The sequence below is a fragment of the Duganella sp. GW821-FHT07G03 genome (assembly GCF_059418605.1).
Window position 1 is genome coordinate 63563 of record NZ_JBWKQE010000013.1, and the last position, 15403, is coordinate 78965.

Here is a 15403-nt window from a genome sequence, read left to right on the forward strand (position 1 = left end):
TGGCGATTACTTCATCTGTGGGAATGCAAATTCTGCGCCAGCGCTAGCGGTGTTCGGCCAGCGCTGCATCACCGCCTTGTGGCGCGTGTAGAAACGCACGCCTTCAGGACCGTACGCGTGATGGTCACCGAACAGGCTGCGCTTCCATCCGCCGAAACTATTGAAGGCCATCGGCACCGGCAGCGGCACGTTCACGCCCACCATGCCGACCTGGATCTGGCGCACAAACTCGCGCGCCACGCCGCCATCACGCGTGTAGATCGCCACGCCGTTGCCGTACTCGTTGCGGTTGATCAGCTCCACCGCGCTGCCCACGTCCGGCGAACGCAGCATGCACAGCACGGGGCCGAAAATCTCTTCCTTGTAGATCGTCATATCCGGTGTGACGTGATCGAACAAAGTACCGCCGATGAAGAAGCCGTTCTCGCGTCCAGCCACAACGTGATTGCGTCCGTCGACCACCAGTTTCGCGCCCTGCTCCACGCCTTCGCCGATCAAGCGCTCTATGCGCTGCTTGGCCGCGCTGGAAACGACAGGCCCCATTTCGGCATCCGACGCCATGCCGTCGCGCACTTTCAGTGCGGCGGTGCGCTTTGCCAGTGCATCGACGATCTTGTCGCCCGCATCGCCAACCGCCACCACCACGGAGATCGCCATGCAGCGCTCGCCGGCGGAACCGTAGGCCGCGCCCATCAGCGCATCGACGGTCATCTCCATGTCCGCATCCGGCATGACGACCATGTGGTTTTTGGCGCCACCCAATGCCTGCACGCGCTTGCCCGCAGCGCAGCCGCGCGAGTAGATGTATTCGGCGATCGGCGTCGAGCCGACGAAGCTCACCGCCTGCACCACCGGATGATCGAGCAAGGCATCGACCGTCACCTTGTCGCCCTGGATGACGTTGAACACGCCGTCCGGCAAACCGGCTTCCTTCAGCAGCCGCGCATGCAGCAGCGACGGCGACGGATCGCGCTCGGAAGGCTTGAGGATAAAGGTGTTCCCGCATGCGATAGCGACCGGGAACATCCACATCGGCACCATCACCGGGAAGTTGAACGGTGTGATGCCGGCCACCACGCCCAGCGCCTGGCGCATCGACCAGGCGTCGATGCCGCGCGAGATCTGGTCGGTGAATTCGCCTTTCAACAGCTGCGGAATGCCGACCGCGAATTCCACCATCTCGATACCGCGCGCCACTTCGCCCTGCGCATCGGCGAAGGTCTTGCCATGTTCACGCGTGAGCATCGCCGCGAATTCGTCGGTGTGCTGCTGGCACAGTTGCAGGTATTTGAACAGAACACGGGCGCGCGTCAGCGGCGGCGTGGCTGCCCATGCCGGGAAAGCTGCTTCCGCAGCGCGCACGGCGGCATCGACTTCTTCCGACGTGCCCAGGGCGACCCTGGCCACCGGTTCGCCCAGCGCGGGATTGAATACGTCCGCATAGCGGCCGCTTTGCGTATCGACTTTAACGCCGTTGATGTAATGGGTGATGGTGTCCAGGTTGCTCATGATCTTCTTTCAAATTTCGGCATCAGCCCAGCAGGCTGTCCGGGTCAACATAGGTATAGCCAAGGCCGTGCGCCACCGCTTCGTAGGTGACGTGGCCGAGACAGACATTCAAACCGTTCTTCAGATGCGGATTGGCTTTCAGCGCTTTCTGCCAGCCCTTGTCGGCCAGCGCTAGCGCGTGGCCGATGGTTGCGTTGTTCAGTGCGAAGGTCGACGTGCGGGCGACGGCGCCCGGCATGTTGGCCACGCAGTAGTGGATCACGCCGTCGACCACGTAAGTCGGCTTTTCATGCGTGGTGGCGTACGACGTTTCAAAGCAGCCGCCCTGGTCGATGGCGACGTCCACCACCACCGCGCCCGGCTTCATGCGCGCGATCATGTCCTTGGTCACCAGCTTGGGCGCCGCCGCGCCGGGCACCAGCACGCCGCCGATCACCAGGTCCGCATCGAGCACCGCTTCCTCGATCGAGTGCGCGTTCGAATACATGGTCGAGATGCGGTTGCCGTAGATGAGATCCAGCTGGCGCAGGCGGTCGATGTTCTTGTCCAAAATCGTCACGCGCGCGCCGATGCCGACCGCCATCTGCAAGGCATTGGTGCCGACCACGCCGGCGCCGATGATGGCGATATGGCCCGGCGCCACGCCCGGCACGCCGCCCAGCAGCAGACCCATGCCGCCCTTGGATTTCTCCAGGTGCGCGGCGCCCGCCTGGATCGACATGCGCCCCGCCACTTCGCTCATCGGCGCCAGCAGCGGCAAGCCGCCGTTGGCGCCGGTGATGGTTTCGTAGGCGATGCAGACCGCGCCCGATTCCACCAGCGCCTTGGTCTGTTCCGGGTCCGGCGCCAGGTGCAGGTAGGTGTACAGGATCTGGCCTTTGCGCAGCATCGCGCATTCTTCCGGCTGCGGTTCCTTTACTTTGACGATCATCTCGGCGCGGGCGAAAATTTCGGCCGCCGCTTCGACGATGGTGGCGCCGGCGCCTTCATACATCGCATCGCTCAAGCCGATGGCGACGCCGGCATTTTTCTGCACAAGTACTTGATGGCCACGCAATACGAGTTCCTTCACGCTGGCCGGGGTAAGGCCGACGCGGGACTCCTGGTTCTTGATCTCTTTTGGGACGCCTACCAGCATGGTGTTCTCCTCGTTAGTTTAAGTTTTTAAGTACCGTCGTCAGCTTTCCAAAAAGTTCGTCGATGTGTTTTTTCTCCAGTACCAGCGGTGGCGACAAAGCGATGATGTCGCCGGTGGTGCGTATCAAAACGCCGTCGGCAAAGGCCTGCTTGAAGGCGGCGAAGGCGCGCGCGCCCGGCTTGCCGGCGATAGGCGCCAGCTCGATGCCGGCGATCAGGCCGATGGTGCGGATGTCGATCACGTGCGGCAGGCCTTTGAGCGAGTGCACGGCGTCGGCCCAGTATTCGGCCATGCCGGCGGCGTGTTCGAGGATCTTCTGTTCCTTGAACACTTCCAGCGTCGCCAGCGAAGCGGCGCAGGCGACCGGGTGGCCCGAGTAGGTATAGCCGTGGAACAGCTCAATGCCCGCCGGCGCTTCCATGAAGGCGTCGTGGATGAATTTTTTGCTGAATACCGCGCCCATCGGAATCACGCCGTTGGTCAGGCCTTTGGCGGTGGTCATCATGTCCGGCTCGACGTCGAAGTAGTCGGCCGCGAACGGCGTGGTCAAACGGCCGAAGCCCGTGATCACCTCATCGAAGATCAGCAGGATGCCGTGCTTGGTGCACAGCTCGCGCAAGCGCTTCAAGTAGCCCTTGGGCGGTATCAGCACGCCGGTGGAACCGGCCACCGGTTCGACGATCACCGCGGCGATGGTCGATGCGTCATGCAGCGCGACGATGCGTTCCAGTTCGTCGGCCAGCTCGGTGCCGTATTCCGGCTCGCCGCGCGTGTAGGCGTTCTTCTCCAGGTTGTGCGTATGCGGCAGGTGATCGACGCCGGGCAGCATCACGCCGTACGGCTTGCGGTTGCCGGCGATGCCGCCCACCGAGATGCCGCCGAAGCCGACGCCGTGGTAACCGCGCTCACGGCCGATCAAGCGCGTGCGGCTCGCTTCACCGCGCGCCTTGTGATACGCCAGCGCGATCTTCAGCGCCGTGTCCACCGCCTCGGAACCGGAGTTGGTATAGAACACATGGCCAAATTTGTGGTTGGTGTACTCCATCAGTTTTTCGGCCAGGTCGAAGGCGGCCGGGTGGCCCATCTGGAAGGTCGGCGCGAAATCGAGCTGGCCCACCATCTCGCGCACGGCGGCGACGATCTTCGGCTGCGCGTGACCGCATGGCACGCACCACAGGCCGGCGGTGCCGTCCAGGATGCTGTTGCCGTCGACGTCCTTGTAGTACATGCCGTTGGCCGACACCAGCAGGCGCGGATGGGCCTTGAAATCGCGGTTGTTCGTGAAGGGCATCCAGAAGGACGCCATCGATTCAGGTCTGGATTCGTTCATGCTCATCTCCTGGGATAACAGTTTGCTCGCAAACGTATGGATTTTTTTGACGAACCGTAAAAAAATTTACCAGTTGGCAAAATGATGATGCAATAATAGACAGCGCAACAACTATGGCACAGATACACAAATATCAAAACTGTCCAACCGTACTGGCAACAAAAACACTACAGTTTTGCTTTGCGCTTTAAGTGGAGTCAAGGATGGAACTAGCGAATCCTGCGATCGATCAAGCCGACTGCCCGCCCGGAGTGGTGGGCTGGCCCGTGCTCGCCATAGAGCGCAGCAAGAAGGGCAGCCTGGTCGATCAGATCGTCTCGGCCATCAGCGCGATGGTGGGCCGCAGGGAGTTGCGCATCGGAACGAAAATGCCGTCGGTGCGGCAATTTGCGAAGTGTAATGGCATCAGCACCTTTACAGTTGTCGAATCCTATGACCGCCTGGTGACACTGGGGCTGTTGTCATCGCGCCGCGGTTCCGGCTATTTCGTGGCCCGCCAGGACGTTCCCGCGACCTTGCTGCCGTCGACATTGCAGGCCACGCCGACCGCCATCGACGCCCTCACCCCCGACCTGTATTCCGGCACCTCGGACGCGCTGGCCGTGGGCGCCGGCTGGCTGCCGCCCGAGTGGTATGGCGAGGACACCATCCTCGACGCCGTGCGCCACGCGATGCGCATTCCCGCCAACCGGCTGCGCGGCTACGGCCATCCGCTGGGCTTTCCGTCGCTGCGCCAGCAGCTGTCATCGACGCTGAGCGATGAGCTGTTCCCGGTCGAACCGGAGCAGGTGCTGCTGACCCACGGCGCCACCCACGCCTTCGACCTGATCCTGCGCACGCTGACCAAGCCGGGCGACACCGTGTTCGTCGAAGATCCCGGCTACAGCAACCTGCTGTCGCTGATACGCCACCACGGCTGCGTGCCGGTCGGCATACCGCGCGGCGAGCAAGGCCTCGATTTCGATACGCTGGCGCGGCAGGCCGCGCAAACCCAGCCCAAGCTCATGTTCGTCAACACGGTGCTGCAAAACCCGCTGGGCACTTCGCTCAGCGTGGCGCAGGCGCATCGCCTGCTGGGCCTCGCCGAGCAGTTCGATTTCTGGCTGGTGGAGGACGACATCTACCGCGAGCTGGCGCCGCGCGGCGAGGCCTCGCTGGCGGCGATGGACGGCCTGCGGCGCGTGATCCGCGTCGGCAGCTTCTCCAAGACCTTGTCGCCGGTGCTGCGCGTGGGTTCCATCTGCGCCTCGGCCTCGCTGATCCCCGAGCTGCTGCGGGTGAAGATGCTGGCCGGACTGACCACCTCCGAGATCAACGAGCGCGCCGTCTACCACGCCATCACCGCGCGCCCCTACAAGCGCATGGTGGACAAGCTGGCCACCCAGCTGGAGGCCGGCCGCGAACGCGCCATCGACAGCCTGCGCAGCGTCGGCATGGAGCCGCTGGCCAGGCCGCGCGGCGGCATGTTCGTCAGCGCCGGCTGGAGCGATGCGCCGACCGCCGACTGGAACGGCAAGGTCATCGCCGACCTGGCGCTCAAGTCCGGCATTCTGCTGTCGCCGTGCGATTTCTTCATGCTGCGCGCGCCGGAATCGATCTGGTTCCGCTTCAACGTGGCCTACACCGACCACCCTCAACTCCTGACCTTCCTGAGACTCACATGCCGACAGCAAAACTGAATGCCGAGCCAGCGCCGAAGATCAAACGGCGCGTTCTCAATCGCGACAAACTGGAAGCCGACATCGCCGCCGAAGCGGTGCGGGTGTTCGCCGAATGCGGCTACGAAGGCACCTCGATCGCCACCGTGGCGGAGAACGCCGGCCTGTCGAAGCAGAACCTGATGTACTACTTCCCCACCAAGCAGGCGCTGTACCAGCGCGTGCTGGACGAGGTGCTCGACGAGTGGCTGGAGCGGATGGAAAACCTGGCCGCCGGCGACCAGGACCCGCGCGACGTGCTGCGCACCTACGTGCAGGCCAAGTTGAAATTCTCGCGCGAGCAGCCGTGGGCGTCGCGCGTGTACGCGATGGAGGTGATCAGCGGCGCGCAGATGTACGGCGCGCAGATCCAGAACCGCGTGGTGCCGCTGGTGCGCAAGGATATCGAGGTGTTCGAGAAGTGGATCAGCGAGGGGAAGATCGCGCCGATCAATGCGACGCACCTGCTGTTCGCCATCTGGGCGATGACGCAGTCCTATGCGGACTTTTCGGCGCAGATGGCGCTGGTGTTGAACCGCAAGCAGCTCACCAGGAAGGACTTCGACGATGCCGAGAAGGTCATCGTCGATATGGTGCTGTCGGCGATCAGCCTGCCGCAGCCAGTTTGCGACGGCGTGCCATAAAGCCCACCAGGCCCAGGCCCGCCAGCAGCATGGCATAGGTTTCCGGTTCCGGTACGGCGCTGGTGTAACCCCGCACGTCGACCGGCTTGAAGAAGTGGCTGGCATTGATCTGCACCGACGAGCTCCACGAATCGACGATCACATTGCCGGTGATGACGCCGCTGCCGCCGTTGATGCTGGCCAGGGGCGCCAGGATGTTGGCGGTCAGGCCGGTGTGGATGCCCAGGTCGGTCGCCTGGTAGAAGTTGAACAGCACGTTGTAATTCTCGAAGCCCTGGTAGCCGCCGTTGAAGCTGCCCTTGTCGCCGCTGACGTTCAGGATCAGCGTGGAGCCGGCGTTCAGGTTGCTGAAGTTGAAGTAGCTGACTTTCGACAGCGTCTTGGCGTCGATGTCGATCACTTCCACACTCTTCTTGCTGCCGGCGATGTTCAGCCCGCCCCACTGCTCGGTGGCGGTGCCGGTGGTGGACAGCTTGGACAGCGAGTTCGACGTCGACGTCAGCTGGCCGGCCAGCGCAGTCATGTTGACGGGCGTTTTGCCGGTCTTGATTTTCGAGTACACATCGACGCTCTGGGTCAGGCTGGCTTTGCCGCCGACAAAGGTGTCGCCGTTCTTGATCGAGCCGCTGGTGAATTTCAGGTCGCGGCCGGCGATCAGCGAATAGCCGCCAAAAGCGTCGACATTGTTGGCATTGACCGAGTAATTGGCCAACTGGACATCGCGGCCGGCCATGATGGCGCCTTCGACATCGGCGCTCGGCGCCTTGAAATCGGTGAAGGAGAAGACATTGGCGCCATGCAGCCCCAGATCCAGCACGGCAGCCTGCGCGCTACCCAGGGCAGCAATGGCAAGTACGACAGCAGAAACGGCGGTTTTCGTGACAGCAACCATGAATAGTTCCCTGATAGCAAATTAAATTACTTCAAGTATATCATGTTCCGTTGCCACGAAGCACTTTCACCCTTGCTGTTTGCGGCGGCGCAGCATCACTCCCAGCACGCCCAGGCCGTTCACATGCACGTTGCCGCCGAGCGCGCCGCCCACGGTCAGGCCCGCATGGGCCGAAGCCGGCGTATCGCTGGCGTGCCGCACGTGATCGCCACCGTTGGCGTTATGAAAATCACCAACGGCCGTATGAAATCCGCTAAGCTGGCAGGCCGTCTCCCAAATAAAGAACGAGCATGCCAAGCTTCGAACCCATCCAGCTGCAAACCGCCCGCCTGACCTTGCGCTTCGTCGACCACGGCGATGCCGACGCCATGTTCCGCCTGTTCTCCGACCCCGTCGCGCTGCGCTACTGGAGCAGCGGCCCGTGGCTGCACGCCGCCCAGGCCGTCGACAACATCGAACAAACCCTCAAGGGCTACCAGGACGGCAGCTCGCTGCGCCTGGCGGTGGTGCTGCCGGACGGCGAACTGATCGGCACCGCCACGCTGTATGCCTTCGACCGTCGCAACCATCGCTGCGACATCGGCTACATGCTGGCGCAACCGCACTGGGGCAAGCGCTACATGCAGGAAGCCCTGGCCGCGCTGATCGCCTATGGCTTCGGCCCGCTGGAGCTGCACCGTATCGAAGCCGATATCCACCCCGACAACATTGCCTCCGGCCGCATCCTGGAAGGCCTGCACTTCCAGCGTGAAGGCTTGCTGCGCGAGCGCTGGTTCGTCGGCGGCGAAATCTCCGACAGCGTGATCTACGGCCTGCTGCGCAGCGACTGGGATGCTGCAACGGTCATTACACAGAAGCACTGATTTGGCCGCCGCTTATCCTCTGGAATAACCGGCCATCCCGCTCAAACCGCAGTTGATCGGAATCCGCCACAGCGCGCCTGAGGGCTTTGCTACAGTGATTCCATCGCAACGATTTTGATGGAGTTCCAAATGAGTAAATTGAACAGCCAGGCCGTGATGGATCTGATGGAAGAAATCTTCCGCGCCTTCGCGCAGACCGTGCGCTACGGCGTGCGGCTGGTGCAGCGCATGTCGCCGCCCGCCCTGCTGGGCGCCGCGCTGATCCTGGCCTTCATCCTGACCATCCTGCCGCTGGCGATGGTGCTGTTCGCCTTCTTCCTGGTGCTGAAGATCGCCGTCGGCGCCTGCGTGGTCGGCGGCCGCCGCCAGCGTCGCCGCCAGGAGCATGAACAATGAAAAAACGCGGGCTGGCCAAGGCCGGCTACGACAACGCCAAAAGCCTGCTCGACATCATCCGCGAGATCGGCGAAACGGCCACCAGCATGTGGTGGCGTTTCTTCGACTGGCTGGCGCAGGTGGAATGGCGCAAGTTGATGATGGTGTGGCTGCTGTTGCTGCTGTTCGGCCTGACGCCGTTCGGCCTGCCCAAGCAGACCGCCGCCTTCATCGTGCTGTCGCTGGGCCTGAAGGTGCTGGCCGGCGGCAAGCGCAAGGCCGAGATCGAAGCGCGCGACGCCACCAGCCACGCCGACGAGGAAGGCATGGAACGGCGCGTGGTCGAGGCGCGCATGGCGGCCTTGCAGGCGCAGGTCGAACCGCACTTCCTGTTCAACACGCTCGCGCTGATCGGCCAGCTGATCGAGACCGATCCGCCGCAGGCCGCGCGCATCCACCAGAATTTGATCGACTACCTGCGCGCCACCTTGCCGCAGATGCGCGCCAAGGGCAGCGGCACGCTGGGCCGGCAGATCGAGATGTCGCGCGCCTATCTGGCCATCATGCAGGCGCGCATGGGCGCGCGGCTGGCGGTGTCGGTCGACGTGCCGCCGGAAATGCTGAGCGCCACCTTCCCCGTGATGATGCTGCAGATCCTGATCGAGAACGCCATCAAGCACGGCCTGGAGCCCAAGATCGAAGGCGGCCGCATCGACATCCGCGCCAGCGTCGACGGCGCCATGCTGCAGGTGGACGTGCTGGACGACGGCATCGGCTTTAACATCCATGCCGGCGACGGCATCGGCCTGGCCAATGTGCGCGAACGCTTGCGCATCCTGTACGGCAACCGCGCGCAGCTGGTGATCGAAGCGCCGCTGACCGGCGGCACCCGCGCCAGCGTCCGCATCCCGTATGCGCCGGATATTTTCGCCGGAGGATCAAAATGAATATCGCCACACCGGGCGGCCAGCGCCGCGCCACCGCGCTGATCGCCGACGACGAGGAACCGATGCGCCGCCAGCTGCGCGCGCGCCTGCTGGAAGCGTGGCCGGGACTGGAGATCGTCGCCGAGGCGGCCAACGGCATCGAGGCCGTGGCGCTGGCCGGCCAGTACCAGCCGGACATCGTGTTCCTCGACATCCGCATGCCGGGCCTGTCCGGCATCGAGGCGGCGCGCATGCTGTTCAACCGCTGCCACCTGGTGTTCGTGACGGCCTACGATCAATACGCGATCGAAGCCTTCGAACAGGGCGCGCTGGATTATCTGTTGAAGCCGGCCAGCGGCGAACGCCTGAAGACCACTTGCGCGCGCCTGCAATCGCTGATCGGCCAGCAGCCCTCCAACATCGAGCGGCAGCTGAGCCAGTTGTTGTCCAGCCAGAGCAAGCCGAGCGCCAGGCCGGACTACCTGCGCTGGATCCAGGCGGTGGTCGGCAGCAACCTGCGCATGATCAGCACGCGCGAAGTGCTGTTCTTCCGCGCCGACGAAAAGTACACGCGGGTGCAAACCGCGCATGCGGAAGTGTTGATACGCAAGACGCTAAAGGAGCTGGCCGACGAACTGGACCCGGACGAATTCTGGCGCATCCACCGCTCGACCTTGGTGCGGGTCGATGCCATCGAAGAAGTCACGCGCGACTTGCGCGGACGGCAAATGGTGAAGATCCGCAACTTCGACGAACAGCTGGAAGTCAGCCGCGGCAATGCCCATTTATTCCAGCAAATGTAATCTCCGTCTGATCGTTATCAATATATACTTTCTTGCATCGTTCCGGCGCACCAGGCCGCCGAACGGATGGGGGTAAATATTGATCGAATCTGTTCCATACCACGACAGGGAGAACGCAATGACCAGCATACCCAAGCAGACGCGCAGCAACGTCATTCCATGCATGCGCTACCGCGACGCGCCAGCCGCCATCGACTGGCTGTGCACCACTTTCGGCTTTGAAGCGACGCTGGTGGTGCCGAACGAGGACGGCAGCATCGCCCACGCACAGCTCAGTTTCGGCAACGGCATGATCATGCTCGGTTCGGTGTTCGACACCGAGTTCGGCCGCCTGATGAAGCAGCCTGCCGAGATCGGCCAGTTCAACACGCAAAGCGCCTACCTGGTCGTCAACGACGCCGACAAGGTGTACGACAACGTCAAGCAAGCCGGCGGCGAGATCCTGCTGGACATCAAGGACGAGGACTACGGCGGACGCGGCTTCACCTGCCGCGACCCCGAGGGCCACATCTGGAGCATCGGCACTTACGATCCGGCGGATTAAGGAGCAGATCATGGGACGTCCTGTACATTTTGAAATCCAGGCCAGCCAACCGCAGGTGCTGATCGAGTTTTACACCGAGCTGTTCGGCTGGAGTTTCAACAAGTGGGAAGGCGGCGAATACTGGCTGATTGACACCGGCGACAGCAGCAAGCCCGGCATCAACGGCGGCCTGCTGCCGCGCCGGGGGCCGGCGCCCGAGGCGATGCAAGGCGTGAACGCCTTCGTCTGCACCATCGATGTCGAGCAGCTCGACGGCATGCTGGCGCGCGTGGGTTCGTTGAAGGCGGAGATAGTGGTGCCGAAGATGGCCATCCCCGGCATCGGCTGGCTGGCCTACGCCAAAGACCACGACGGCAACATCTTCGGCATGATGCAGAGCGACGCCAACGCGGCGTGACGCTAAAGACCTGCAAACCAGTTATAGCCGTGCAGGTCTTCCCAGCGGCCGCCGGTGAAGTCGTTGCCGCCGGCGAGGCCGGTCCACTGCCGGTTTAAAGCGGCGGCATGAAACCGTCGCGACCGACCAGTACCGCGTTGGCGTGGACCTTTCCGTCCGCACCTTCCGCGCCGATCACCATGACCTTGGCGCCGACCACCAGCAGTTTGCGCTCGCCCGGCACGAACTGCCCGTAGCTGGTAGCCTTGTCCAGCAACACTTGCTGCGACTTGCCACCAAAGCGCATTTCCAACTCGGTGCTGCTGGATTTCTTGATCACTTTGGCGACCGTGGCGTTGGTCATGGTGCCCTGTTCGATGTTGTCCCAAGGGTAGTGGCCCTCGTTCATGCCGCGCGCCGCCTCCGGGAAGATCATCACACCCGTCGCCCGGATCTTGCCATCCGGGGCGGGGGCTGCGGCAATGCCGAGGAAGCTGTTTTCCTGGATCGCCGCCTGGCTGCTGCGCGACACGTCCAGTACCTGCGCCTTCTCCAACAACTGCACCGTGGTCATGACGCCCTTGCGGTCGACGATAGTCATCTCGCCGGTGCCGACCGCGGTCACGTCGCCGCGCAGGTGCAGTTGGCGGTCGGCGCCGAAACTGGCGCCGGCGGTGGCCAGCGTGGCGACGGCGATCAGGGTGGAGATAAATTTCATGGTGTTTCCTCGGATGAATGAAGTGGAGGCCGCACTATGCCGCGCCCGGCGCCGCGCCGTAATCGGTCGAATGTCCGATGCCGGCCGCGCGGCAAAGATGGCTATAATCGGCCGATGTATCCCGAAACCCCCGCCTCCGTTACAGACATCATGCACGCGCTGGCGTATATCGGCGACTTGAGCATGGGCCAACCCACCGACCATTCGTTGCGCACCGCGTGGCTGGGCGCGCGCCTGTCCCAAGCCTCCGGCTGCGACGTCCGTGATTGCGAGGCTGTGCAGCAGGTCGCGCTGCTGCGCTGGTCGGGCTGCACCGCCAATGCGCCGGATTTCAGCGCGCTGATTGGCGACGATGTCGGCGGCCGCGCGCTGTTGATGTCGCAGAAAACCGGCGACCCGGCCTATGCGGCGATGGGCAGGCAGCTGCAGGGCGCCTTCCAGAAACTGTCGGAGATCCACTGTGAGGTGTCGGGCGACATCGCCCGCATGCTCAGCGTACCGGCCGATGTCGAGCTGGCGCTGCGCTCGATCTTCACGACACTAGAAGGTACCGGGCCCAATCACGAATGGCCGCAAGGCGTGCCAGAGAGCGTCTACATCGTGGCCCTGGCCAGCGACATCGAGGTCCTCAGCCGCGCGCAGGGTCAGGAGCGCATGCTGGACATCATCCGCATCAAAAGCGGCAAGGCTTACCCGGCGCCGCTGGCGGCAGTCGCGCTGCAGCATGCGGCTTCATGGCTGGAAGTACTGGACCACGACGAGAGCTGGCAGGCATCGCTGTCATTCGGTGCGCTTGCCGAACAAGGCACCGTTTCGCTGGAACTGCTGGCCGACGTGATCGATCTGAAGCTGCCGTGGATGACCGGCTATTCGCGTCGCGTGGCGGAAGCGGCACGCTGCGGCGCGATCGCGATGGGACTCGGCATGGAGACGGCGGAGCGCTGCCACCGGGCCGCGCTGGTGCATGGCATCGGCCGCGCGGCGGTACCCAATTCGGTATGGAATGTGACCGGCCGGCTGTCAGCAGCCGCACGCGAACAACTGCGGCTGGCGCCCTACTGGACCAGCCGCGCCACCACGCGCATCGGCGCCCTGGCCAGCGCGGCGAATATCGGCTCCTATGCCGCCGAACGGCTGGACGGCAGCGGCGCCTTCCGCGCCTGCACAGGAGCATCGATTCCGGTCGAGGGCCGGATCGTGGCCGCCGCGTCGGCATGGATCGCGCTGCAATCGCTGCGGCCCTGGCGCGCGGCGATGACACCGGACGCAACACGCCTGCTGCTGGAAACGGAAGCCGATGCCGGCCGCTTCGACAGCACCGCCGTGCGGGCGATCTGCAGCGGCACGGCGCCCACCACAGACGGCGCGCAAAACAAAGTCTTGTTGACGGAGCGGGAGACCGACGTTTTCCGTGGCATCAGCCTGGGCCTAACCAACAAAGAAGTGGCACGCTCATTGGCAATCAGCCCGAGCACGGTGCGCACGCACGTGGAAAATGTGTTTCGCAAACTGGAATGCAGCACGCGCGCCGCCGCAACCCTCAAGGCGGCAACGCTACGGCTGATCTGATCCTGTGCAACTCTTGCAGTGCAGCGGTAGCTTGGTGGCGCAGTCAATAACACAAGGCGAACGACGCCGCTGTGCCATTGTAGATGCAGGTCCAACGGTTCAGCAGGTCTCGGCCGATGAGACCATCAATTCCCTGACCAGCCAGACTGACCTCGATCAACGCAAGCGTTGAAATACGGTAGCCCGCCGATCGCTTTCCAGGGATGAAGAGCATTGCATCAAAGAGTTTACATGCTTGAGGAACACCCTTGGTAGAGGGCGTTTGAACATTAATCGATCCGATTGATGGCAATCCGAGCTGCCCTACCAAAGTCGAATCGATGCATGTGCGGCTGGCCCCCGTATCTATCAAGAACTTTCCGCGAGCAGCGGGTGGCGCGGATACTCCTGCCGCAACTAGCACATCTTTGTACAATGCGCTGATACCGATCATGACTGTAATGATCGGGCCCTCGCGGCTGATAGGAAAATTTAAGCTGGGCATTGGGGAAGCACGTCGCGATTGATATAAACGACTTCATCAACAGGTAAAACTTGCTTCACTAAGAACGGTGTCAACGCGAAGGCGCCATAGCCAGCCTTGATGGCGTCCTCGAAACTGTCGTATGTGCCAAGTATGGTTTCTCCAGAAATAACAGCATACTTGCCTTCGTCCGCCAGCAAAGCGCCGAGGTTCTGAGCGAATACCTGGAGTTCCTTTTGCAATATAGACATTTCCAGTTCCTCCAACGACCATCGATGGGAATGGAATTTAGCCTAGCACTATCTCAGTGCCAGGCCAAGCGTGCAAGACAAGCTTAGGCCAGCGCGGCGATCAGGTCCTGGTCGGCGACCTGGGTAGGCCGGATGCGGATGATGTTGCGGTACAGCGGCGGCATGGCGGCGCACAGCGCTGCCAGTTCGGCTTCCGGCATGGCCGGCAGCACGTACTGCAACTGCGTCGGGTTTTTCAGCGGCAGCGGGCCTTCCATCGTCGAGCCGTAGGCGCCCAGGTTCATGAAGCTGATGGCGCCGCTGTCCGGCCCTTGGGCAAAGACGAAGGTGCCGTCCTTCGGGTGGCCCAGATACTGGCGCACTTCGTCCTGCTGCACCGGCGTGGCGCCGGCCATCAGCTTGAAACGCAGTTGCGCGTAGGCGCGCGTGGTTTCCATGAAGGCGCTGCGGATGCCCGACTGCGACATCCGGCCCGGCATGCACAGCAGCAGATTGCCGAACGAATCGAGCAAGGCCGCCGCGTCCCCTGCCCCGCCATGTTCGCGGTCGCGCGCCATCGCTTGCAGCAGGAACGGCGCCAGGCCGGCGTCCGGATGCTGCGGCGTGCAGCGGTAGGCCAATGCGTCCGGATACAGCTGTCGCAACGCGCGCACGATGCCGTGGTCGGACGCCAGCGTCATCGGACATTTCAATTGCTGTTGCGGCAGATCGGTGTTGAACAGCTCCGTCACCTCGCCGGCCGTGGCCTCGAACACCAATGAGCACAAGGCCTGCGTCGGTTCCGAGATCGTCTTACCGATGAAGAAGGACTTCGGCGCAGCGCCCGAACTGGCGCGCGTGTACAGCGAAGAACCAAGGATGGCCGGGTAGCTGAACGTCGCTTCGGCCTGTGGCCGCAACGGTTCCGGCAGCGCGCTGAAGGTGGCGCTGGCGTCGTAGTTGACGCCCGCGCTTTTGTCCGGCGCGGCCACCACCACATTGAAACCGCCAGCCAGGATCGCGCCGCTGCACATGCAGCAGGGATCGAGCGAGGTGACGATGGTGATGTCTTGAGGTTCCGGCAGTTCGCGGCCCTTGGCGCGTTCGGCGTAGTACCAGTCGATCAACTGGCGCTCGCCGTGCGCGGTCGGGTCGAAGATCAGCCCCTGCTTGATGACGTTGTTGTGCAGCGACTGCAACACGTTGCCATTCTGATCGAGCATCAAGCCGCCGACGCCAAAAGTGCCCTGCGTTTTGGCGGCGATAGCCTCCGCCGCCGCGATCGCGACGGCTGCCTGCACATCGATTGTCTTCTTGATGGCCAAG

General features: G+C 63.2%; 17 protein-coding genes and 2 pseudogenes. 9 read left to right on the forward strand and 10 right to left on the reverse strand.

Translation table 11 applies throughout. The features are described 5' to 3' along the window. Positions 1-6: 6 nt before the first annotated feature. The 3 genes from AC07OK_RS17615 to aptA are packed head-to-tail and all read right to left on the reverse strand — an operon-like array spanning position 7 to position 3977. On the reverse strand, positions 7-1509 hold the full coding sequence (locus AC07OK_RS17615) for a CoA-acylating methylmalonate-semialdehyde dehydrogenase (RefSeq protein ID WP_494691523.1): 1503 nt from the start codon (positions 1507-1509) through the stop codon (positions 7-9). A 22-nt stretch (positions 1510-1531) separates the two neighbouring features. After that, the gene (ald, locus tag AC07OK_RS17620; RefSeq protein WP_494691524.1) at positions 1532-2647 is read right to left on the reverse strand and encodes an alanine dehydrogenase; all 1116 of its coding nucleotides are present in this window, start codon (positions 2645-2647) and stop codon (positions 1532-1534) included. Positions 2648-2660: 13 nt separating this feature from the next. After that, positions 2661-3977: an omega-aminotransferase AptA gene (gene aptA, locus AC07OK_RS17625; RefSeq protein ID WP_217942987.1), complete on the reverse strand. Its 1317-nt coding sequence runs from the start codon at positions 3975-3977 to the stop codon at positions 2661-2663. A gap of 203 nt (positions 3978-4180) precedes the next feature. Here aptA and AC07OK_RS17630 point away from each other — a divergent pair, with 203 nt between their 5' ends. Together AC07OK_RS17630 and AC07OK_RS17635 are read left to right on the forward strand one after the other, a co-directional pair. Further along, positions 4181-5656 (forward strand): aminotransferase-like domain-containing protein, encoded by a 1476-nt coding sequence (locus tag AC07OK_RS17630; protein WP_494691525.1) that lies wholly within the window; start codon positions 4181-4183, stop codon positions 5654-5656. Beyond that, on the forward strand, positions 5638-6318 hold the full coding sequence (locus AC07OK_RS17635) for a TetR family transcriptional regulator C-terminal domain-containing protein (protein WP_494691526.1): 681 nt from the start codon (positions 5638-5640) through the stop codon (positions 6316-6318). The genes AC07OK_RS17630 and AC07OK_RS17635 overlap by 19 nt, the downstream gene beginning before the upstream one ends. Here AC07OK_RS17635 and AC07OK_RS17640 read toward each other — a convergent pair. The 3 genes and pseudogenes from AC07OK_RS17640 to AC07OK_RS17650 all read right to left on the reverse strand — a co-directional run. Continuing rightward, positions 6281-6379 (reverse strand): annotated as a pseudogene (locus tag AC07OK_RS17640) (FxDxF family PEP-CTERM protein); the annotation flags it as partial. The gene AC07OK_RS17635 and the pseudogene AC07OK_RS17640 overlap by 38 nt on opposite strands. A gap of 42 nt (positions 6380-6421) precedes the next feature. Beyond that, a pseudogene (locus AC07OK_RS17645) lies at positions 6422-7210 on the reverse strand (choice-of-anchor A family protein); the annotation flags it as partial. 66 nt (positions 7211-7276) lie between these two features. Then, positions 7277-7411 (reverse strand): hypothetical protein, encoded by a 135-nt coding sequence (locus AC07OK_RS17650; protein ID WP_494691527.1) that lies wholly within the window; start codon positions 7409-7411, stop codon positions 7277-7279. Positions 7412-7500: 89 nt separating this feature from the next. Between AC07OK_RS17650 and AC07OK_RS17655 the strand changes: the two genes are divergently transcribed. From AC07OK_RS17655 to AC07OK_RS17680, 6 genes are all read left to right on the forward strand, one after another. Next, positions 7501-8073, forward strand: a complete 573-nt coding sequence (locus AC07OK_RS17655) for a GNAT family N-acetyltransferase (RefSeq protein ID WP_494691528.1) — start codon at positions 7501-7503, stop codon at positions 8071-8073. 129 nt (positions 8074-8202) lie between these two features. Then, a complete protein-coding gene (locus tag AC07OK_RS17660) occupies positions 8203-8469 on the forward strand; it encodes a hypothetical protein (RefSeq protein WP_494691529.1) in 267 nt (88 codons plus the stop codon). Beyond that, complete coding sequence (locus AC07OK_RS17665) at positions 8466-9395, forward strand: sensor histidine kinase (RefSeq protein ID WP_494691530.1); 930 nt, start codon at positions 8466-8468, stop codon at positions 9393-9395. Before AC07OK_RS17660 ends, AC07OK_RS17665 begins: the two co-directional genes overlap by 4 nt. Beyond that, positions 9392-10177, forward strand: a complete 786-nt coding sequence (locus AC07OK_RS17670; protein ID WP_494691531.1) for a LytR/AlgR family response regulator transcription factor — start codon at positions 9392-9394, stop codon at positions 10175-10177. Before AC07OK_RS17665 ends, AC07OK_RS17670 begins: the two co-directional genes overlap by 4 nt. A gap of 118 nt (positions 10178-10295) precedes the next feature. Beyond that, entirely contained in the window at positions 10296-10721 is a 426-nt protein-coding gene (locus AC07OK_RS17675) for a VOC family protein (protein ID WP_494691532.1), read from the forward strand. Positions 10722-10731: 10 nt separating this feature from the next. Continuing rightward, positions 10732-11118 (forward strand): VOC family protein, encoded by a 387-nt coding sequence (locus AC07OK_RS17680; protein WP_494691533.1) that lies wholly within the window; start codon positions 10732-10734, stop codon positions 11116-11118. A gap of 94 nt (positions 11119-11212) precedes the next feature. On the opposite strand, the gene AC07OK_RS17685 is transcribed toward AC07OK_RS17680, so the two are convergent. After that, positions 11213-11815 (reverse strand): hypothetical protein, encoded by a 603-nt coding sequence (locus AC07OK_RS17685; protein WP_494691534.1) that lies wholly within the window; start codon positions 11813-11815, stop codon positions 11213-11215. Positions 11816-11929: 114 nt separating this feature from the next. Here AC07OK_RS17685 and AC07OK_RS17690 point away from each other — a divergent pair, with 114 nt between their 5' ends. Continuing rightward, positions 11930-13384: an HD domain-containing phosphohydrolase gene (locus AC07OK_RS17690; RefSeq protein WP_494691535.1), complete on the forward strand. Its 1455-nt coding sequence runs from the start codon at positions 11930-11932 to the stop codon at positions 13382-13384. A gap of 43 nt (positions 13385-13427) precedes the next feature. On the opposite strand, the gene AC07OK_RS17695 is transcribed toward AC07OK_RS17690, so the two are convergent. The 3 genes from AC07OK_RS17695 to AC07OK_RS17705 form a co-directional block, all read right to left on the reverse strand. After that, complete coding sequence (locus tag AC07OK_RS17695; protein WP_494691536.1) at positions 13428-13817, reverse strand: aspartyl protease family protein; 390 nt, start codon at positions 13815-13817, stop codon at positions 13428-13430. Positions 13818-13855: 38 nt separating this feature from the next. Further along, positions 13856-14098 (reverse strand): hypothetical protein, encoded by a 243-nt coding sequence (locus AC07OK_RS17700; protein ID WP_494691537.1) that lies wholly within the window; start codon positions 14096-14098, stop codon positions 13856-13858. An 83-nt stretch (positions 14099-14181) separates the two neighbouring features. Then, positions 14182-15402 (reverse strand): nucleoside deaminase, encoded by a 1221-nt coding sequence (locus tag AC07OK_RS17705; RefSeq protein ID WP_494691538.1) that lies wholly within the window; start codon positions 15400-15402, stop codon positions 14182-14184. Position 15403 lies beyond the last annotated feature (1 nt).